Raw genomic sequence first — 19,254 nt, 5'->3', positions numbered from 1 at the left:
TGCGATGACGGCAGCAGCGATCGCCGCGAGCGGCGACGATTTTGACCAATTGGCGCGCGACGCGGTCTATCGTGCGATGTTCACCAGGCGTGACGTGCGCAGCTATTTTGTCCCCGACGATCTCGATGACAGCGTGCTGGCGCGGCTCATCACCGCCGCTCATCACGCGCCGTCGGTCGGCTACATGCAGCCGTGGAATTTCATCGTTATCCGCGACCAGACAAGGCGGCGGCAGGTCCGCGACTTGTTCCTCGCCGCGCGCGAACAGGAACTGCCGGYGATCGAGGCGGAACGGCAGGCGCTGTACCGCAAGCTTAAGCTCGAAGGCATCTGCGAAAGCGCGCTCAATCTCTGCATCACCTGCGACCGGCAGCGATCGAAGGACTCGCCGCTCGGGCGCTGGCACAATCCGGAGATGGACCTCTACAGCACCGTCTGCGCGGTGCAGAATTTCTGGCTGGCGGCACGCGCGGAAGGCGTGGGCGTCGGYTGGGTGAGCATCATCGAAACGGAGGCGCTGAAGCGGCTTCTGTCGATCCCGGAGCATGTCACGCCGATCGCCTATCTGTGCGTCGGCCGCGTCTCGGCCTTCGCACCGAAACCGGACCTCGAAGCGCATGGCTGGGGCAGGCGCCTGTCGCTGCCCGAGCTGGTGATGAGCGAGACGTTTTGYGGCGCCGGAGAAGCGCCACTCAAATCGGCGATTGCGAGACTTAGCGGCCCGCCAAAGCCGTGATCAAGCGGCCCGGGGCGTGTCCCAGCGCGATCCACCGCCGAAGGAGCCCAGCGCCTTGTCGCGCAGTTCCCTGAATTTGGACGAGGCCTCGGCAAGCCGCGTGTCCCATTCGGGATTGGGCACCTGACCTTCGATGGCTTCGAAATAGACCTGCATCAAGGACGCGATGGCGAACGGCTCGATGAAGGCTGCCTTGAAGGCCCAGGCAAAGACGATCGCAAGCACGAAGGCCCAGCCGGCCAATTGTCCGGGCATGACCCACAGGATGGCGGCGGCAGGCGCCAGCATCAGCAGGAAGATGACGAAGGACACGCCCCACATGATCACCCCAAGCCAGACGGCGTTCTTGACCATGTGCTTGCCGTTCTGGGCGTAAAGCACGACGCCTTGGCGCGCCGTCTCGAAGGGCGAGCTCGAATTGACGCGGATGTTGTAGCCCAGGATGATCTCGTCGACATAGGTCAGCGAGATGCGGATGACGGTGTTGATGAAGCTGACGATGCCGCTCAGGCCCGGAATGGGCAGGAAGGCGGCGATGCCGCCGATCAGGCCGGTGATGGCGCGGATGGCGCCCTTGACCAGCTGATCGACGACGAAAAGGATGTTGGCCTCGGCGAAACGCTGGGTGACGACTTCCTTGGCATAGGCGATCTGGCCCTGGCCGTCGGGCACGTCATGGCCGTCGATCAGATGCACCATGACGGAGATATGGCCCGCTTTCAGCACGTAGAGGATGTATTCGCGGATCCAGTAGACGGCGATCGAGACGATGCCGAAGCCGACCACGYCGCCCCAGAGCGCGAAGGACATCGGGCCGTCGGGATCGGTCGAGATGTGGCCGACGCCGTAGCCGACGCTGGCGCCCGTGCCTGTCGCCATGATGTAGGCGACCGTGATGCCGAAATAGACGATCATGCGAAAGACGATGAACGGCCATGTCCGCATCATGATCGACACAGACCGGCCAATGCTGAAGTCCCACATGGCCCCGACTCCCCACACCCCGCGCATGACCCCGAAAATCGGAAGCGATTTTCGGAGAGGATCATGCGCCAAATCAAAGTTTTACAGCGTCCTTTGCGCGTTCAAAGAACGCGCGGCGCTGTAAGAGAATGGCTGGGGAGGATGCGCTCGCCCTATTGATTGTCAATCACGGCAGGGTTGCACCGGCCTGAAACCAGTGCACAACGCGGTGGCCTGGTTACCCAAGCGTGCCCTCAAGGCTTCTTGCGCAAGCCTTCGAGCAGCTGCTTGAACGCCGCGATCRCCTTCTTCGAGGTGGCTTCCGGATCCTTCGAATTGGYGATGCGCTGCGCGGCCTGGCTGCTGGCGCCATTGATCAGCCGCGAGGCCGTCTCGGGATCGACATCGGCGACGACCACGCCCTCTTCCTGCAGCCTGGTCAGATGCTCGGTCATCGAGGCCGTGCAGGCGCTGGCATTCGGCCATTGCGCCGGGTCGCCAAGCACGGCCGGGCCGTCGCGGAACATGATGCGCTGGATCTCCGGCTCCAGCGCCATCTCGATATAGGTGGTGCATTCGTCGACGAAATGCTGCCAGCGGGTCGGCGCCTTCGAGGCCACCTCGTTCACCCGCACGGYCATTTCGCCGTCGATCTCGGCGATCACCGCCTGCAGCAGGCCTTTCTTGTCGCCGAAATGATGGTAGAGCGCGCCGCGCGTCAGACCGGCCGACGCGGTGAAATCGTCCATCGAGGCCTCGGCATAGCCGACCGTGCCGAAGGCGTGGCGGGCAGCCGCGATCAGCTTGGCGCGCGTTTCGGCGATCATCTCCTTGCGCGGTCTGTGCATGRCTCTGGCCCTACTCACATACGCGTCGTATGCCAATTGACATACGCGGCGTATGAATTATCTGACATTCATACGCGACGTATGTAATTGTGGTATTCACCCTTGTCGAGGAGCAGGATCATGCGAAACCCCTATGCGGACATCTTTCGGGCTCCCGGCACCAAAGGCTTCGCAGCGGCCGCCTTCATCGCGCGGCTACCGATCGCCATGGCGCCGATCGGCATCGTGGCGATGCTGTCGCAGACACATGGCGAATACTGGCTGGCCGGAGCAGTCTCAGCGACCTATGCCCTTGTGAATGCAGTTTTGTCGCCGCAGATCTCGCGATGGGTGGATCAGCGCGGCCAAACCGCGATTGCCCTGCCGACCACGCTCGTCTCGGTGCTTGCCTTCGCGACGTTGATCGTCGCGGCCAACCAGCACTGGCCGGCCTGGACCCTGTTCGGATCGGCGCTGGTTGCCRCCGCCATGCCCAGCATTCCGGCGCTGGTCAGGGCGCGCTGGACCGAGATTTTTCGCGATCGCCCCGAGCTGAACACCGCCTTCGCCTTCGAATCCGCCGCCGACGAGCTGGTCTACGTCGCCGGCGCCTCGCTGTCGGTTGGCTTGAGCGCGGCGCTGTTTCCCGAGGCCGGCATGGTGGCCAGCACATTGCTGCTCGCGCTCGGTTCGGCGGCATTCCTGTTGCAGCGTTCCTCCGAGCCGCCCATCCGCCCGGCGGAACATGGGGCGACCAGCTCGGCGATCCGCCTGCGGCCGGTGCAGATCATCACCTTCGCGCTGATCTTCGTCGGGGCGACCTTCGCCACCACGGAAGTCACGACAGTCGCCATCACCAAGGCGCTTGGCCAGCCTGAGGCGGCAAGCCTGGTCATCGGCGTCTACGCGCTCGGCTCCTTCGTGCTCGGCATCATCGTCGGCGCGCTCGGCCCGAAGGCGCCGCTGCAGCGGCAACTGGCGGTCGCGGTCACCGTGATCGCGCTCACCACGCTGCCGCTGCTTTTTGCCGACACAGTGCCGACGCTGGCGCTGGCGGTGTTCGTCAGCGGCGTCGCGATCTCGCCGACCTTCATCACCGCCTTCGGCCTGATCGAGCACCACGTGCCGCCGGCGATGCTCACCGAAGGCGTCACCTGGGTGACGACCGGCATCGGCATCGGCATGGCGCTGGGTTCCTTCGCCGCCGGCTGGATGGTCGACACGTTCGGACCGCAGAACGGGTTCTGGGTGTCTGTGGCAGCCGGCGCGATTGCGCTGGCCACCGTGCTCGCCGGACAATGCCGGCTGGCGACAGGCGATTGCGACGTGGACAGGCGCGAGGCGGTGGCCCCGGCGGAGTGACGCGAACCGCTCGTCGACTTACAGAATTTCCGTCTTCGCGATGTGGATGCCAAAGCCCTCGAGGCCGACATAATGGCGCTCGCGCGAGGCGATCAGGTTGATCGAGGAAATGCCGAGGTCCTTGAGGATCTGGGCGCCGAGGCCGATCTCGCGCCATTCGTTCTCGCGGCGGCGGGCTTCCTCGTGGTCCTCGCGGTCGCCGCTCTGCGGCCGCTTGCGCTCCTGGTGGGCGACGCCGACCGAGCCCTCGCGCAGATAGACGATGACGCCACGCCGGCGTTCGCCCATCGCCTTCATGATGCCGTCGAGCCGGTGGCTGGTGCCGAAGACGTCGGTGACGACATCTTCCGGATGCAGGCGCACCGGCACGTCCTCGCCGTCACGGATGTCGCCGAAAACGACCGCCAGGTGGTGCATGGTATCCCATGGCAGCGTGTAGGTGAAAGCCTGCGCCTTGCCGCCGGGCGTTTCGATGTCGGAACAGGCGACGCGCTGGACCAGCGTTTCCTTGCGCTGGCGGTAGGCGATGAGATCGGCGACCGAAACCTGCTTCAGGCCGTGTTCCTCGGCGAAGGCCTGCACTTCCGGCCCGCGCTTGACCGTGCCGTCGTCGTTGACCAACTCGGAGATGACACCGACCGGCGGCAGGCCGGCGAGCTTGCAGAGATCGACCGCGGCTTCGGTATGGCCGGAGCGCATCAAGACGCCGCCTTCGCGCGCGATCAGCGGGAAGATGTGGCCGGGGCGCACGAAATCCGACGGGCCGACATTGCCGTTGGCAAGGTTGCGCACGGTGAGCGTGCGGTCGTCGGCGGAAATGCCTGTTGTCGTGCCGTGCTTGAAGTCGACGCTGACCGTGAAAGCGGTGGTGTGCGCGGAATCGTTGTCAGCCACCATCGGTGCGAGGTTCAGGCGCCTGGCATCCTCGCGCAGCATCGGCGTGCAGACGATGCCGGAGGTGTTGCGCACGATGAAGGCCATCTTCTCCGGCGTGCAATGCACGGCGGCGACGATCAGGTCGCCCTCGTTCTCGCGCCCGTCATCGTCCATGACGACGACGATTTCGCCGCGCTCGAAGGCGCGGATCGCTTCGACGATCTTCTTCTGGTCGTAAGGCATGGGGCGCTCGCTTCGCTCGCAGGAATTAGGCAGTAGGCAGTAGAAGAAAGAAACGGCTGTGTCGGGCGGTCTACTGCCTATTCCCTACTGCCTACTGCCTTCCCTGTCTGTCCTCTATGCCGCAGATAATGGTCTGCGATCGCGCAAGCAACCATGGCCTCGCCGATCGGAACGGCGCGTATGCCGACGCACGGGTCGTGGCGGCCCTTGGTCATCACCTCGACATCCTTGCCGTCCTTGTCGATCGACTTGCGGGGCGTGAGGATCGAAGACGTCGGCTTGACGGCGAAGCGGGCGACGATCGGCTGTCCGGTCGAGATGCCGCCCAGGATACCGCCGRCATGGTTGGACAAAAACACCGGCTTGCCGTCATTGCCCATGCGCATCTCGTCGGCATTCTGTTCGCCGGTGATGCGGGCCGCCTCGAAGCCATTGCCGATCTCGACGCCCTTGACGGCGTTGATCGACATCAGGCCGGACGCGATGTCCTGGTCGAGCTTGGCGTAGATCGGCGCGCCGAGCCCCGCCGGCACGCCGTCGGCGACGATCTCGATCACCGCGCCGACCGAGGAGCCGGCCTTACGGATGCCGTCGAGATAGGCGGTGAAGACCGGAACCGAGGCCGGATCCGGGGTGAAGAACGGGTTTTCGGCGTCGCCGACGAAATTCCAGTTCCAGTTGGCGCGATCTATTTGTTTCTCGCCCATCGAAACCAGCGCGCCACGCACCACCATGCCGGGCACTATCCTGCGGGCGAGCGCGCCCGCCGCCACTCTGGCCGCCGTCTCGCGCGCAGAGGAGCGGCCGCCGCCGCGGTGGTCGCGCAGGCCGTATTTGACGTCATAGGTGTAGTCGGCATGGCCGGGCCGGTACTGGCGGGCGATCTCGCCGTAATCCTTGGAGCGCTGGTCGACATTGTCGATCAGCATCGACACCGGCGTGCCGGTGGTGATCATGGTCTCGCYGTCCTCGTCGAGGATGAAGCCGGACAGGATCTTGACCTCGTCCGGCTCGCGGCGCTGGGTGACGAAGCGCGACTGTCCAGGGCGGCGGCGGTCGAGCTCGGCCTGGATGTCCTCGCGCTTGAAGCGGATGCCGGGCGGGCAGCCGTCGACAACGCAGCCGAGCGCCGCACCATGGCTTTCACCCCAGGTGGTGACACGGAAGAGGTGGCCGAAGGTGTTGTGAGACATGAAAATACGCCMTGCCCCGGTGAGGGAACCCGGTTAAGGCTGCCTTCTATTGGCGTTTTCCACAGTGGTCAAACGGTGATCGGCTGCATCAAACTGTGATGTGGCGGATTTAGTTTTGACACATTCGGTTGGTTTCTGCTCTCTTCCCATCCGCCGTTGAGGATCCGCCGCTGACCAGCCGGCGCAATGACCAAAGAGGACGACGATGCGTACCCTGATTGGCGCCGCCTGCGCCATGCTCATGATTTCCACCGCCGCCGCGTTCGCCGGCCAGACCGAAGGCCTGATCAAGAAGGTCGACAAGGACACGCTGACGCTGACGCTTGACGACGGCAAGGCCTACAAGCTCAACGCTGAGACCGATATCGACTCGCTGAAGCCCGGCATGGACATCGTCATCGCCTATGACGTGACCAATGGCGAGAATGTCGTGACGGATATGCAGCTGCCCGACAGCGACCAGAACTAGTCTACGCCGCGGGGTTTTGGCCGCTGTACTGAGCCGGGTATATGACGACCTTGGAAACTGGCCGGAACGCCGAAGCTTCGTCATCCTACGGCGGAGCGAGCGAAGCGTCGCGTAGACCCTGGGATGACGAATTCAGGTGGCTTCGTCCGCTCTCCTGTAGGCTTTGAGACTGCCTCACAACCACTGCAAACTGCGGCCCTCCAGCCGCAGCAGGCGGTCCTGAGGGACATYGAGGCCGGCCGCTTGCTGCTTGGAAAGGCCGGCGACGAAGCGGAAGAAGCAGCGGATGACGCCGCCATGCGTGACGCAGACGGTCGGCTGCCGAAGTTCGGCGAACCATGGCTTTATCCGCTCAAGCAGCATCTCGTAGCTTTCGGCGCCCTCGCCGGGCGGCTGGAAATCCCACTTTGCGTGGCGGCGGCCGTCGGTCGAGCCGGGGGCGCGTTCCTCGAGCTCGGCGAAGGTAAAACCCTGCCAGTCGCCGAAACTTATCTCCACCAGACGCGCATCGGTGCGGTAAGCGGTGGGATCGAGCCCCATCGCTTCGCGCATCAATTCCATCGTCTYGCGCGTGCGGCGCATCGGGCTGGCGACAAAATCGAAATCCGCGGGATTTCTGACAAGCTCAGCCAACCATCGGCCGTTAAGCCTCGCCTGCTCGCGGCCGAATGCGTTGATATCGGTGTCCGCCTGGCCCTGCAGGCGGTGCTCGGCATTCCACTCGGTCTGGCCGTGGCGCGCGATGTAGACGAGCGGATACATCAGGTCTTCCGGAGGTCGGGCGCTATTTGCTTTTCAAGCAATTCCGGACGGAAAACCGCTTCGCACTTTTCCTGGAATTGCTTGGACGCGGGATAAGCGGAGAGGATCAGTCCTTGACGGTCGAGATATCCGGCGCGTCGACGGCCTTCATGCCGACGACATGGTAGCCGGAATCGACGTGGTGGACCTCGCCGGTTACGCCGCGCRACAAGTCCGACAGGAAATAGACGCCGGAATCGCCGACCTCCTCCTGAGTGACCGTCTGCTTCAGCGGCGAATTGTACTCGTTCCACTTCAAGATATAGCGGAAGTCGCCGATGCCGGAAGCGGCAAGCGTCTTGATCGGACCGGCCGAGATCGCGTTGACGCGGATCTTCTTGGCGCCGAGGTCGACGGCCAGATAGCGAACGCTGGCCTCAAGCGCCGCCTTGGCAACGCCCATGACGTTGTAATGCGGCATCACCTTCTCGGCGCCGTAATAGGTCAGCGTCAGAAGCGARCCGCCTTCGCTCATCAGCGGCTCGGCGCGCTTGGCGATGGTGGTGAAGGAAAACACCGAGATGTCCATGGTGCGCAGGAAATTGTCACGCGTCGTCTCGACATAGCGGCCGGTGAGCTCGTCCTTGTCGGAGAAGGCGATGGCATGGACGAGGAAGTCGAGCTTGCCCCAGTGCTTGGCGATATCGACAAAGACGGCGTCGAGGCTTTCCGGGTCGGTGACGTCGCAATGGCCGGCAACATGCGCATTGAGTTCGGCCGCCAGCGGCTCGACGCGCTTCTTGAAGGCCTCGCCCTGATAGGTCAGAGCGATTTCGGCGCCGTGATCGACGCAAGCCTTGGCGATGCCGAAAGCGATCGACCGATTGTTGGCGACGCCCAGGATCAGGCCTCGCTTACCGGCCATCAGGCCCTGTCCACCTGCCATGTGCAAGCTCTCCGCAAGAATATCTGCTTTGTGGAGAGCCTATCGCACAGGCAYAGAGCCCCTTCAAGCGCCCAAAAGACACTGCAACAGGAACAAAATTCCCCCAATCAGCCTTTTTGGCGGCGCATCAGGGCCTCAAGCTCGGCATCGCCGCCTTCCGGCAGCATCAGCCGCACATGGGCATAGAGATCGCCACGGCCGCCGGCCTTTTCCGGCAGGCCCCTGCCCTTCAGGCGCAGCACCTTGTCCGAGCTCGACCATGCCGGAACGTTGACCGCGAGCTTGCCGGTCGGCGTCTCGACCGCCACCTTGGCGCCGAGCACGGCGTCGGCCAGATCGACGGGCAGATCGACATGCAGGTCGCGCCCCTCGATACGATAGCGCGGATGGCGGCGGATGTGGATCTTGACCAGCGCGTCGCCCGGCTGGCCCGGCCCCTGCTCGCCCTGGCCCTTCAGGCGAATCGTCTGGCCGTCCTCGACATAGGCCGGCAGCTTGACTGCCACCTTGCGGCCATCGGGGAACATCGCCGTCACCTTATCGGCGGTGGCTGCCTCCTCGACGCTGATATCCATGGTGACGTTGAGGTCGRCCGCCTGGACCGGCTGGCGGCGGTCGGCCCGGCCTGCGCCGCGGGCGCCGGAAAAGGCTTCGCCGAAGATCTGGCTGAAGATGTCGCTGTTGCCGTCGAACGGATCGCCGCCCGGACGCCCGGTGCGGAATTCGAAATGCGCACCGCCCGGGCCCTGCTGACGGCGGAAGCCCGCGAACGGGTCGCCGCCGGCCGCGCCCTCGAAACCCTGGAATTTCGGCTTGCCCTCGGCGTCAATCTCGCCGCGATCGTAGGCGGCGCGCGTCTTCTCGTCGCCGACGATCTCGTAAGCCTGGTTAGCGGCGGCAAAACGGTCCTTCGCCTTGGGATCATTCGGATTCTGGTCCGGATGATATTTCTTGGCGAGCTTGCGGTAAGCCGATTTTATGTCCTTGGCCGATGCGTTCTTGGCAACGCCCAGCACCTCATAGGGGTCGCGCATGCTTCCTGCCTGCTAGAGAGAATGGATTTGTAGTCGCCCCCTATATGCRCTCGCATAGGAAGAAATTCCAGTAGTGCAAGGCAATTAGCGCACGAAACTGAGAGTGCCCGAATTCGCGGCATCCGATAATCAGAGCGCCTTGAATTCCTGCATGCGCCAGCCGCCGGCGCCGGCGAGGCACAGCTCGCCCTTGTAGAGGGCAACGCCATCGAAGCTCTCGCGCGTGGCGCTGAAACGACGGCAGGTCAGGCCGCCCTCCTTTAACTCCACCAGTTCGGTGATGGCACCGCGCGAGCCGGTGCCGGCATTGGCCCATGGCACCGCCTGGCCGCCAAGCTCCTTGATGTCGGCGGATGAAACGGCGTTGCCGATCGTGGTCTGGTCGGAATCCTGGTCGGCCGAAGCCGGCGCCGCAGGCGAGTACGGCGTGCTGGAGGTGACGATGGAGYGGTCGACATCGACCTTTTCGAGGCTGAAGCCGCCGGCGCCGCAGGCGGCAAGGGGAAGCACCAACGTCAACAGCGCAGCCTTGGCGCTGGCCGAAGCGATAACGCTCCATTRCCTGCTGTCAAAAGCTTGCGCGATACGCGACAATCGGCGAACTCCTCCCGCAATGTTAAAAATTTGGAAAACTATGAACGAAACCGAGTTAACAAGCAGTGACTTCACCGAAGCTGCGGAGCCATTCCGGCTCTTTGCCGCATGGCTGGAGGATGCCGGCAAAAGCGAGCCCAACGATCCCAACGGCGTGGCGCTGGCAACCGTCGACGCCGACGGCATGCCGGATGTGCGGATGGTGCTGCTCAAGGGGTTCGACGAAAAGGGGTTTGTCTTCTACACGAATTTCGAGAGCGCCAAGGGCCGCGAGATTCTTGGCAGCATGAAGGCGGCGATGTGCTTCCACTGGAAATCGCTGCGCCGCCAGGTGCGCGTGCGCGGGCCGGTGGAGATCGTCAGCGACGCCGAGGCCGACGCCTATTATGCGACACGGCCGCGCGGCAGCCGCATCGGCGCCTGGGCCTCGAAACAGTCGCGGCCGCTGGAGAGCCGCTTCGCGCTGGAGAAGGCGGTGGCCGAATACACGGCGCGCTATGCCATCGGCGAGATTCCACGGCCGAAGCACTGGTCGGGCTTCCGCATCCTGCCGCAGACGATCGAGTTCTGGCACGACAGGCCGTTCCGCCTGCACGACCGTGTCGTCTTTTCGCGCAACGCCAAGGGCGGCTGGGATAAGACGCGACTCTATCCCTGACCTCGAGGCGGGAGATCAGTCCTTCTCGAGCTGAAACAGCAGGAAATGCGGCCGTTCGCTGGCGACGCTGACGGCTGGGCGTATGGACGTCGTCGCTTCCTTCGGCACCAGGAACGTCTCGCGCAGGTTGAGCGTGTCGCCGCTCTTGGCGCCCGAGAAGATCGCCGAGATGCAGTTGCCGACATTGTCGGGGGTTTTCAGCGAGACGATCGAGGTCGGCGACCAGCGCCGGCCGTCCTTGTCGACCAGCACGATCTTGCAGCCGAGCCAGAGCTTCTGCAGGTCCGGATTGCCGATCTTGACCTGGAAGTCGGCAAGCACCGGCGCGGAGTCCGGCGGCAGGTTCGACATGCCGAAAGYGCCGCGCAAATCGGTCAGCTTCCAGTCGCTGCCGCCGAACTGCGCGCTCTGGCCCCAGGCGACACGGCGCGGGAACAGATCGTTGTTTCCAAGCAGCGTCTTGACACTGTCATAGGACTCCACGGCCAAGGCGAACGGGATCAGCAGCACGAGCGACCACAGGCTGCGGCGGCGCCATTTCCGCTCGCTTGCCCTATTGTCCCGATCCAGAKCCTCTGCCGTCATTCGCTCTCCTCAGAGTGGCTCAGCCATATCCAGCGTATCGACCGTGCCGCCGGGCAGGCCGTCCGCCGTGATCGTCACCGGCCCAAGCGAGATCTCGGCCTGCGAGTCCAGCGCTGCCACCAGCTTCTCCGAAATGAGCAAGGTCGCGTTGTTCGCCTGGTCCGGCCGCACTTCGAAGATCAGCCTCGCCTTCCTCGGCAGGCCGGGATCGACCGCGACCGGCAAAAGCCCGTTCATGAAGGACAGCCGCTCGGTCTGGTCGTAAGTGAGGCCTGTCGGCCCCTRCCAGGACGCGACGGAGACCACGGTCGACTCTGCCCGCGCCGCGAACGCGACCGTGACCACGGCCCAGACGCCGCCGGTGGTCAGCACCTTTTGTTGGYCGAACTGGTCGACCTTCAGCTTGCGGGCGAACTCGATCTTTTCGGCACGGACCTCGAAGGCGCGCCCGACGACCGTATCGCCCAGCTTCCCGCGCGCCGGGATCGGCCCGATCAGGTCGCCATAATGCGGCTTCGATATCTGCAGGCCGTAGCAGAACACCACGGCGAGAAGCAGCAGGACGATGTTGGCCGATTTTCGCATCATGGGCCCCTCATGGCTGGATATCCGCGCCGGCGGGTCCGGCGCCGACGGGAATGGTCAGCGTGCCGGCCGGCGTGGGATTGAACCAACCCGGCAGGCCGTAGAGGTTGTCGCGCGGCTTGTAGATCTTGCGGATGACGGTCAGGTCGAAACTTGCCGGTACGGCCGCTCCGTCCGGCAATTGCCAGATATAGGCCATGCGCTCCGGCATACCGGGATGCAGCTCGGGCGACATGGTGGAATCGCGCGTCAGCACTATGAAGGGTTTGGTTGCCGGATCGACCACCGTCGGCCCCGCCTGCAGCACGTCGAAATAGTCCTTGGTGGATTTTGCCGTGCGGTTGGTCATCTCGACCTCCAGCACCAGCGCCTTGCCGCCCGGCTTGAGCAACGTCCCGTAAGCGTATTTCTCCGCGGTGACATAGGCCTTCAAGGGCCGCAGCAGCCACTCGCCTGTGTCGATCTGGCTTGCCGGCGCCAGAACCGGCAGCGGTTCATGCCTTGCGCCGAAAGCGCCGAGCACGCCGGCAGCGGCGATTGCGGCCGCCGTGCCGATACCGGCGACGGTCCATGYCTTCAGCCGTGAGCGGGCGCTTTCAAGCATGCTGCGCCTCTGCCGTGCTCGTCGGTCCGGAAGGCTGCCCACTCTCGCCGACCTGGCGCTTGGGCAGCGCGAAGGYGGTTTCGAGGATCGCGGCGAGGAATGAGATGCGCAGCGGCTCGACCAGGATGCCGGTCGAGGAATCCTGGAATGGGCTGCCGAACAGCAGCGATACACCTTCGGAGAGCACTTGCCAGGTGTCGAGCTCGTGCGGACCGATGAGCCGCGTCATGCCGAGCCACGCCCACGCCGCCAGCCAGTCGATCAGGCGGTAGCCGACGATGAGCGTCACGATCAGCACCACGCCCGAGCTCAACGTGATGCGCACGCCGTTGGCGATCGGCAGGTAGCGCGATCGGTAGCCGGAGATGAAATGCTCGGCGAAGTCGCGCAGGAATTTCGGGATGGCGCGATAGCGCTCGCCCAGGCGCTCGACGCGCCGGTGCACGCGCATCAATTCCTTGTCGTCGCGCACGTCATAGCCATAGATCAGCGCCGCCAGAACCAGCCAGATCACCGGCAGGAGCATGTAGAAGAACAGGTTCACCAGCCTGGTCGTCGTGTCGACGGAGGTGACCTCGACCGRCACCATCGGGGCGGCAAAGGCGCCGGCGATGGGATGCGTGACGCCGTCGGCCGCCGCCTGCAGCACGGAAAAGATGTTGCGGCTCATGATCCAGGCGATGGYCTCGTCCTTCCAGCGCGAGATCACGTAGAGACCGATGAAGATCCAGTTGGTTTCGCAGATGACCACGACGATCTGCCAGAAGGAGCGCGAGCCGCCGCGCTTCTGCATGGCGGTGGCGAAGCGCCTGATCAGCCAAGAGATGACGACCGACACGATCAGCCAGCGCGAATCCAGCACATCGAGCACATTGCCGGCACCCTCGCCGAAAGGCGCCATGTCGAGCGCGACGCGCGAATATTGCCGCACCGTGTCRCCGAGAAAACCCCAGGCGGCGTAATAGGCGAAAAAGGGCAGCAGCGCGACGGTGATCATGCGCGCCAGCCGCGCGCTGCCGCCGGCAGGCCCGGTTTCGCTTTCGCCCTGGGCCGCCTGCTGCGCGGCACGCACGGCCGGCAAGGCAGGCAGCAACGTCTGGAACATGGCCACGGTGACGATGAGCTGTGTCAGCGCCACCAGCGTCAGCAAGGCCAAGCCGGCCATGTGGTTGAGCAAGGCCGCGCGTGCCGCGACCTGCATGAACAGGTCGCCGAACACGATGCCCAGAAGCACCATGGCGACCAGTTGCGGCCAGAAGCGCCACCAGAGTCTCAGGGTCAGAACCGGCGGTTTTACGGCAACGGCAAGCATGTCGGACGCTTCAATCCGTCAATGCAGGCCTCTGATCATTTCGGAAGATTGCGCGTGGGCGGCAATATTGCGGGCCATGTCCTCTCCAGGCGACTCGGCCCCCGCCCGTCGAATTCGTGAGATAGGGCGGCATGACGCGAGTGTACAGACCGAAAATCGCGTTTTACGCGAGTTTCGTTCGAACCTGCCACAACCTGACAGTGTCGTGAAATCAGCTCGCCTTCTTGCGCGTCATGAAAGCCGTCAACGCGGCGCGCGCCTCTTCGGAGGTCAGCCGCTCGCGGAAATGCTCGCTTTCCACCTTGATGCGGGCGACGAGCGCTTCGCGCGRCTCGCGCATCAGGTCGCGCGCGATCTTCAGCGCCTGCGGCGGCTTGGCGGCGATGCCGTCGGCGGCGGCCAGCACCGCGCTTTCCAACGCGTCTTCCGCGACGACGTCGTAGATCATGCCGGCGGCCTTGGCGCGCTCGGCCGAAAAGCCCTCGCCGAGGCCGAGCAGCGCGAAGGCGCCCTGCCGTCCCAGGAGTTGCGGCGCGATCAGGCTGGAGCCGGCCTCCGGTACAAGGCCGAGGTCGACGAAGGGTGTGCGGAAGAGCGTGCGCGGCGTGGCGAAGGTGAGGTCGCAATGCAGATTGAGCGTGGTGCCGATGCCCACCGCAATGCCGTCGACGCCCGACACCATCGGCTTTTGCGACCTGGCCAGCGCCATCAGGAAATCCYAGACCTCGTTGCCGCCCTCGCCGCCGGTGGCGATGACCAGGAAATCGGCGAGATCGTTGCCGGCGGAGAAGGCGCCCGGAACGCCGAGGAAGACATGGACGCGGACCGCCGGGTCGGCATCGCCTTCGGCGAGCGCCGCAGACATTTTCGCATACATGGCGCGGGTCAGCGCGTTCTTCTTGTCCGGCCTGTTCATCCGAATGATCTGCACGGCGCCCTGGCGCTCGACGAGGATATGGTCTGTCACGATTGGTCCTTTGAACGTCAGGATGCCTAAGCGGAAATCAGCGCCTTGCCGGCGGCGGCGAGGCTTTCGGCGCCGTCGATGACGCGCTCCTTCAAGGCGCGCGTCTCGCCGAGCAGGTTTTCGGCGAAGAAGCGGCAAAGCGGGATGCGGCCGCGGTCGGCGAGCCCGCCCTGCGCCAGATACGCGCCGCCGGCGGCAAGCGAGATGAGGCGCAGATAGGGCGTGGCGCCGGCCATCGCGGCGTCGGCCTTGCCCTCGTCCGTGAGCTTCTGCAGGAAGCGCGTCGCCTCGTCGAGATCGGCCAGCGCACGGTCGAGATTGTCGGCGGTGCGGCCGAAGCCATCGATGTTGGAGGTGCGCACGGCGTCGGCCACGGCCTTCAATTCGMCGATGTAGCCATGCACATGCTCGCCGCCGCCGAGCGGCAGTTTTCGCGCTACCAGATCGATCGCCTGGATGCCGTTGGTGCCCTCATAGATCGGCGCGATGCGCGCATCGCGATAAAGCGCGGCGGCACCCGTCTCCTCGATGAAGCCCATGCCGCCATGTACCTGGACGCCCAGCGAGGCGACCTCGACGCCGGCGTCGGTGGAGAAGGCTTTCGCGAGCGGCGTCAGCAGGCTGGCACGGTCGTGCCATTTCGCCCTTGCCYCGCCCTCGCCGACGCGCGCGCGGTCAATCGCATGCGCGCAGGAATAGCTGATCGAGCGCGCGATCTGGGTCAGCGCCTTCATGGTCAAGAGATTGCGCTGCACGTCCGGGTGATGGACGATCGGCGCCATGCCGGAGCCGGAATAGTCGGACGCCTTGCCCTGGCGGCGCTCATTGGCATAAGCGACCGCCTTCTGGGTGGCGGTCTCGGCCACGGCCACGCCCTGCATGCCGACGGCAAGGCGGGCATTGTTCATCATCGTGAACATGCAGGCGAGCCCCTTGTTCTGCTCGCCGATCAGCCAGCCGATCGCGCCGGGCGTCGCGCCCCGGAAGCCGTCGCCATAGATCATGGTGCAGGTCGGCGAGGCATGGATGCCGAGCTTGTGCTCGAGACCCGAACAGAAGACGTCGTTGCGGGCGCCGAGCGAGCCGTCGTCATTGACGAAGARCTTCGGCACCAGAAACAGCGAGATGCCGCGCGTGCCGGCCGGCGCGTCGGGTAGGCGCGCCAGCACCAGATGCACGATGTTGTCGGTGAAATCGTGCTCGCCATACGTGATGAAGATCTTTTGGCCGAAGATGCGATAGGTGCCGTCGCCGACCGGCTCGGCGCGGCTGCGCAAGGCCGCGAGGTCCGAGCCTGCCTGCGGCTCGGTMAGGTTCATCGTGCCCATCCACTCGCCCGAGACGAGCTTTGCGAGATATTTGGCCTTGAGTTCCTCCGAGGCGTGCTTGTCGAGCGCCTCGACCGCGCCCATGGTCAGCGTCGGGCCGATGCCGAAGGCCATGGCGGCGGAGTTCCACATTTCGAGCGCTGCAACGCCGAGCATGGTCGGCAGGCCTTGCCCGCCGAATTCCTCAGGACCGGACAGCGCATTCCAGCCGCCCTCGATCCAGCGCCGGTAGAGATCCTTCCAGCCGGGCGGCGTGGTGACGGCGGCATCCTTCAGCACCGCGCCATGCTCGTCGCCGATCTTGTAGAGCGGAGCGACGTCCTCGCTGGCGAAACGTCCCGCTTCGGCCAGGATCGCGTCGACAAGGTCCTCGCCGAGATCGCCGAAAATGCCGGCGTCCAGCGCCGGCTTCAGCCCCGCCACCTGCTTCAGCGTGAAGGCGATGTCCTCGACCGGCGCGCGATACATGTCTGCTCCTCCTTCCGTTCCGGCCGATCGTAATGCATGGCCGAAGCGAAACCATGCGTCGATTTCGCGCCTTCTTTTTACGTAAACGTCAAACTTTGTCACGCGGATTTTGCATGGGGTCGTCATCGACGGCGGAGCGCGAGCGCAGCGCGAAGCCCGAGGATAGCGACGTCGCGAGCGTTTCGGCCAATCGCATAGATTAAGAGGCGCCTAGCCCAAACGAACCGATCACCGACATCGGAGATTAGGCGAAGCATCTGAACTTCGTCATCCACGGGCAGAGCGACGCAAAGCGGCGCGGAGACCCGAGGATCCATTCCGTTACCTTGACCGTAGAACGCAGCGGAGCAGAATTCTGGACCGTCGCAACGCCTCAACGTCACGGAATGGATCCTCGGGTCTGCGCTGCGTCGCTTCGCTCCTTGCTCCGCCCTTGGATGACGAAATCGCGAGCGTTTCGGCTAACCACGAAGGTCGGGAGACGCTTTCCACCAACGAAGCAGATCGCCGACCTCGGAGATTGGCCGAAGCGCCCCGAGCTTCGTCATCCACGGGCGGAGCGACGCGAAGCGTCGCGCAGACCCGAGGATCCATGCCATGACCTCGCGCGAAGGGTAGAGGCGGTGCAGAACGGAGATCGTTCTGAACCGCTGCAACGCTCGTGGGTAACGGCATGGATCCTCGGGTCTGCGCCGCGTCGCTTCGCTCCTTGCTTCGCCCGTGGATGACGAACCCGTGAAGGCTGCGGCCCAACCTCAAAATTTCCACCACGAATTGCATCCGGCTGGTATGGTCCGCCGATTGCAGACCAAAACCGGACATCCCATGCTTGCCAGACCCGACGCCTATCGCTGCATCGAATGCGGGCTGCCCTACCGGGCCCCGGATTTCAACTACTATCACGGGATGCTCGAGGAAGGCCCCGCTTACTGGACAGATCGCGGCCTGTTGTGCTCGCCGCAATGCTCGCTTGCGCACCACAAGAAGCGCAGGGCCGATGGCACGCTGCCGCAGGAGCCGGCGCCCGATCCGTTCGAGGTTCCGTCGCTGTTCAGGCGCTGATCGATCCCTCAGCGTATGCTGYGGCCCACCGCCTGCAACGCCAGGAAGGCTTCGTAACGGCGGTCGTGCCAAGCGCGGATGTCGCCCGTCGCGGGTGTGAAAACGTCGCCAAGCCGGGACATGGCAGGCATGGCGCTGGAAAGGTCGGGGTAACGTCCGGCCGCGACCGCTCCGAGCATCGCGGCGCCCAACAGCACCGGCTCCGGCGATTGCGAGGCGGCGACCRCCAGGCCGGCGGCATCGGCAAGGAGTTGGCGCACCAACGGCGACTGACCGGCGCCGCCGCTGATGACGACGGTGTCGACGGCAAGGCCGGACGACGCCATCGCCGCCACGATCTGGCGCACGCCATAGCCGAGGCCGCAAAGCCCGGCGACGTAAAGGCCGACGAGACTTTCGACGGAACGATCGGTGCCAAGCCCGGCGATCAGGCCGCGAGCATCGGGATCGGCCAGCGGCGAACGATTGCCGAGGAATTCGGGCACGACATGGATGCTTCCCGCGAGCGTGGCGGCGGCCGAGAGGTCGGTTGAGGCCGCCATGGCGGTCGCCGCCAGCCAATCGACCAGCGACTTGCCTTCGGCCGCGGCGCGCGCAGCAGCCTCGGCTGCGGCCGGGTGAAAATGCACCAGGAGATCGATGGCCGCGCCGGCCGCCGACTGGCCACCCTCGCTCAGCCAAAACCCGGGCACCATGGCGGAATAATAGGGTCCCCACACGCCCGGCACGAAGGCCGGATCTTGGCTGCTCGCCATGGTGCAGGCCGAGGTGCCGAGCACATAAGCCATGCGCGAGGAAATGGTGCCGGCGTCGCCGGCAGCGCCTACCGTGCCGACACCGCCGGCATGGGCGTCGATCAGCCCGGCGGCGACGACTGTGCCCGCGACCAGCCCCAGTTCGGCCGCGGCCGTTTCCGTCAGGCCGGCGCCCAGCGCCGTGCCTGGATCGACCACTTCGGTGCCGATGCGGGCAAATCCTTCGTCCGCAAGCTCGGCGAGCCCGATGGAATAAAAATAGCTGTCGTCCCAGCGCCGCTCATGGCCAAGATAGGTCCATTTGCAGGCGAGCGTGCAGACCGAACGGGCAAGGCTGCCCGTGGCACGCCACGTGAGATAGTCGGCGAGGTCGAAGAAATGCCTCGCCCCGGCGAAGGTCTCGGGCAGGTTCTCCTTCAGCCACAAAAGCTTCGGCGTCTCCATCTCCGGCGAAATGACGCCGCCGACATAGTCGAGGACGGGATGCTTAAGGGCATTGATGCGCCTGGTCTGGTCGAGGGCGCGATGGTCCATCCAGACGATGATGTTCCTGTCGCTGTCTCCCGAGCGGCCGACCGGCAATGGCTCGCCATCGTCGCCAACCACCACCAGCGAACAGGTCGCGTCGAAGCCGATGYCGCCGATGTCCCGGGGATCGACGCCCGCCTTCGCGACCGCTTCGCGCACGCTGGCGCAGACCGCCTGCCAGATGTCGCGGCTCGACTGCTCGGCAATCTCACCGGGCTCGACGAAGAGTGCGATGTCGCGCTTGGCGGAAGCAAGCAGATCGCCGCGCTCGTCGAAGAGGCCGGCGCGCGCGCTGCCGGTGCCGACATCGATGCCGAGGAAGTAGGAAGGCATAGGGACCTCAAAAGGTAGGGGAGCAGGCAGTAGGCAGTAGGCAGTAGGCAGTAGGCAGTAGGCAGTAGGCAGTAGGCAGTAGGAG

At 64.8% G+C, this 19,254-nt stretch carries 20 protein-coding genes; 5 read left to right on the top strand and 15 right to left on the bottom strand.

What is annotated here, in order from left to right:
* Window positions 1–4 precede the first annotated feature (4 nt).
* The gene (gene bluB / locus LCM4576_RS26895; RefSeq protein WP_071035499.1) at window positions 5–736 is read left to right on the top strand and encodes a 5,6-dimethylbenzimidazole synthase; all 732 of its coding nucleotides are present in this window, start codon (window positions 5–7) and stop codon (window positions 734–736) included.
* Here bluB and LCM4576_RS26890 read toward each other — a convergent pair whose 3' ends face one another.
* Together LCM4576_RS26890 and LCM4576_RS26885 are read right to left on the bottom strand one after the other, a co-directional pair.
* On the bottom strand, window positions 737–1,720 hold the full coding sequence (locus tag LCM4576_RS26890; RefSeq protein ID WP_071035498.1) for a hypothetical protein: 984 nt from the start codon (window positions 1,718–1,720) through the stop codon (window positions 737–739). It lies immediately after the preceding gene.
* Between the two features lie 233 nt (window positions 1,721–1,953).
* Complete coding sequence (locus LCM4576_RS26885; protein ID WP_071035497.1) at window positions 1,954–2,547, bottom strand: TetR/AcrR family transcriptional regulator; 594 nt, start codon at window positions 2,545–2,547, stop codon at window positions 1,954–1,956.
* Between the two features lie 120 nt (window positions 2,548–2,667).
* Here LCM4576_RS26885 and LCM4576_RS26880 point away from each other — a divergent pair, with 120 nt between their 5' ends.
* On the top strand, window positions 2,668–3,888 hold the full coding sequence (locus tag LCM4576_RS26880; RefSeq protein WP_071035496.1) for an MFS transporter: 1,221 nt from the start codon (window positions 2,668–2,670) through the stop codon (window positions 3,886–3,888).
* Window positions 3,889–3,906: 18 nt separating this feature from the next.
* Here LCM4576_RS26880 and ribB read toward each other — a convergent pair whose 3' ends face one another.
* Window positions 3,907–5,007: a 3,4-dihydroxy-2-butanone-4-phosphate synthase gene (gene ribB / locus LCM4576_RS26875; protein WP_041005110.1), complete on the bottom strand. Its 1,101-nt coding sequence runs from the start codon at window positions 5,005–5,007 to the stop codon at window positions 3,907–3,909.
* A 77-nt stretch (window positions 5,008–5,084) separates the two neighbouring features.
* Window positions 5,085–6,200, bottom strand: coding sequence for a chorismate synthase (aroC, locus tag LCM4576_RS26870; RefSeq protein ID WP_071035495.1), 1,116 nt, complete (start codon window positions 6,198–6,200; stop codon window positions 5,085–5,087).
* Between the two features lie 205 nt (window positions 6,201–6,405).
* Here aroC and LCM4576_RS26865 point away from each other — a divergent pair, with 205 nt between their 5' ends.
* Window positions 6,406–6,669: a DUF1344 domain-containing protein gene (locus LCM4576_RS26865; protein WP_040991091.1), complete on the top strand. Its 264-nt coding sequence runs from the start codon at window positions 6,406–6,408 to the stop codon at window positions 6,667–6,669.
* Between the two features lie 174 nt (window positions 6,670–6,843).
* Here the strand turns inward: LCM4576_RS26865 and LCM4576_RS26860 are convergent, their stop codons facing one another.
* From LCM4576_RS26860 to LCM4576_RS26845, 4 genes are all read right to left on the bottom strand, one after another.
* Window positions 6,844–7,431 (bottom strand): histidine phosphatase family protein, encoded by a 588-nt coding sequence (locus tag LCM4576_RS26860; RefSeq protein ID WP_071035494.1) that lies wholly within the window; start codon window positions 7,429–7,431, stop codon window positions 6,844–6,846.
* A 106-nt stretch (window positions 7,432–7,537) separates the two neighbouring features.
* Entirely contained in the window at window positions 7,538–8,356 is an 819-nt protein-coding gene (gene fabI, locus LCM4576_RS26855) for an enoyl-ACP reductase FabI (RefSeq protein ID WP_071035493.1), read from the bottom strand.
* Between the two features lie 107 nt (window positions 8,357–8,463).
* Entirely contained in the window at window positions 8,464–9,390 is a 927-nt protein-coding gene (locus tag LCM4576_RS26850) for a DnaJ C-terminal domain-containing protein (protein ID WP_071035492.1), read from the bottom strand.
* Between the two features lie 129 nt (window positions 9,391–9,519).
* Window positions 9,520–9,984 carry an RT0821/Lpp0805 family surface protein gene (locus LCM4576_RS26845; RefSeq protein WP_071035491.1) on the bottom strand — a complete coding sequence of 155 codons (465 nt, stop codon included), beginning with the start codon at window positions 9,982–9,984 and terminating at the stop codon, window positions 9,520–9,522.
* 40 nt (window positions 9,985–10,024) lie between these two features.
* On the opposite strand from LCM4576_RS26845, the gene pdxH reads away from it, so the two are divergent.
* Entirely contained in the window at window positions 10,025–10,642 is a 618-nt protein-coding gene (gene pdxH, locus LCM4576_RS26840; RefSeq protein WP_041005309.1) for a pyridoxamine 5'-phosphate oxidase, read from the top strand.
* A 15-nt stretch (window positions 10,643–10,657) separates the two neighbouring features.
* Here the strand turns inward: pdxH and LCM4576_RS26835 are convergent, their stop codons facing one another.
* From LCM4576_RS26835 to LCM4576_RS26810, 6 genes are all read right to left on the bottom strand, one after another.
* Entirely contained in the window at window positions 10,658–11,227 is a 570-nt protein-coding gene (locus LCM4576_RS26835) for a hypothetical protein (RefSeq protein ID WP_071035490.1), read from the bottom strand.
* 9 nt (window positions 11,228–11,236) lie between these two features.
* On the bottom strand, window positions 11,237–11,815 hold the full coding sequence (locus LCM4576_RS26830; protein WP_071035489.1) for a hypothetical protein: 579 nt from the start codon (window positions 11,813–11,815) through the stop codon (window positions 11,237–11,239).
* Window positions 11,816–11,822: 7 nt separating this feature from the next.
* Window positions 11,823–12,416 (bottom strand): hypothetical protein, encoded by a 594-nt coding sequence (locus tag LCM4576_RS26825; RefSeq protein ID WP_071035488.1) that lies wholly within the window; start codon window positions 12,414–12,416, stop codon window positions 11,823–11,825.
* Entirely contained in the window at window positions 12,409–13,728 is a 1,320-nt protein-coding gene (locus LCM4576_RS26820; protein ID WP_071035487.1) for a hypothetical protein, read from the bottom strand. The genes LCM4576_RS26825 and LCM4576_RS26820 overlap by 8 nt, the downstream gene beginning before the upstream one ends.
* 211 nt (window positions 13,729–13,939) lie before the next feature.
* The gene (locus LCM4576_RS26815) at window positions 13,940–14,695 is read right to left on the bottom strand and encodes a crotonase/enoyl-CoA hydratase family protein (protein WP_071035486.1); all 756 of its coding nucleotides are present in this window, start codon (window positions 14,693–14,695) and stop codon (window positions 13,940–13,942) included.
* 26 nt (window positions 14,696–14,721) lie between these two features.
* Window positions 14,722–16,491, bottom strand: a complete 1,770-nt coding sequence (locus tag LCM4576_RS26810) for an acyl-CoA dehydrogenase family protein (protein WP_071035485.1) — start codon at window positions 16,489–16,491, stop codon at window positions 14,722–14,724.
* Window positions 16,492–17,316: 825 nt separating this feature from the next.
* On the opposite strand from LCM4576_RS26810, the gene LCM4576_RS26800 reads away from it, so the two are divergent.
* Complete coding sequence (locus LCM4576_RS26800) at window positions 17,317–17,553, top strand: hypothetical protein (RefSeq protein WP_071035887.1); 237 nt, start codon at window positions 17,317–17,319, stop codon at window positions 17,551–17,553.
* 8 nt (window positions 17,554–17,561) lie between these two features.
* Here LCM4576_RS26800 and LCM4576_RS26795 read toward each other — a convergent pair whose 3' ends face one another.
* Window positions 17,562–19,169, bottom strand: a complete 1,608-nt coding sequence (locus LCM4576_RS26795; RefSeq protein WP_071035484.1) for an FGGY-family carbohydrate kinase — start codon at window positions 19,167–19,169, stop codon at window positions 17,562–17,564.
* Window positions 19,170–19,254 lie beyond the last annotated feature (85 nt).

It is taken from the genome of Mesorhizobium sp. LCM 4576, from assembly GCF_001854815.1.
Taxonomy (GTDB): Bacteria; Pseudomonadota; Alphaproteobacteria; order Rhizobiales; family Rhizobiaceae; genus Mesorhizobium; species Mesorhizobium plurifarium.
Note: the sequence above shows the minus strand (reverse complement) of the source record. Positions and strands in the feature narration are given on the sequence as shown.

What these genes read in the sequence shown, in the direction of transcription:
- ribB (WP_041005110.1), bottom strand. Translation starts at nt 5,007, where the DNA reads ATGCCTTACGACCAGAAGAAGATCGTCGAAGCGATCCGCGCCTTCGAG.
- LCM4576_RS26865 (WP_040991091.1), top strand. Translation starts at nt 6,406, where the DNA reads ATGCGTACCCTGATTGGCGCCGCCTGCGCCATGCTCATGATTTCCACC.
- pdxH (WP_041005309.1), top strand. Translation starts at nt 10,025, where the DNA reads ATGAACGAAACCGAGTTAACAAGCAGTGACTTCACCGAAGCTGCGGAG.
- LCM4576_RS26800 (WP_071035887.1), top strand. Translation starts at nt 17,317, where the DNA reads ATGCTTGCCAGACCCGACGCCTATCGCTGCATCGAATGCGGGCTGCCC.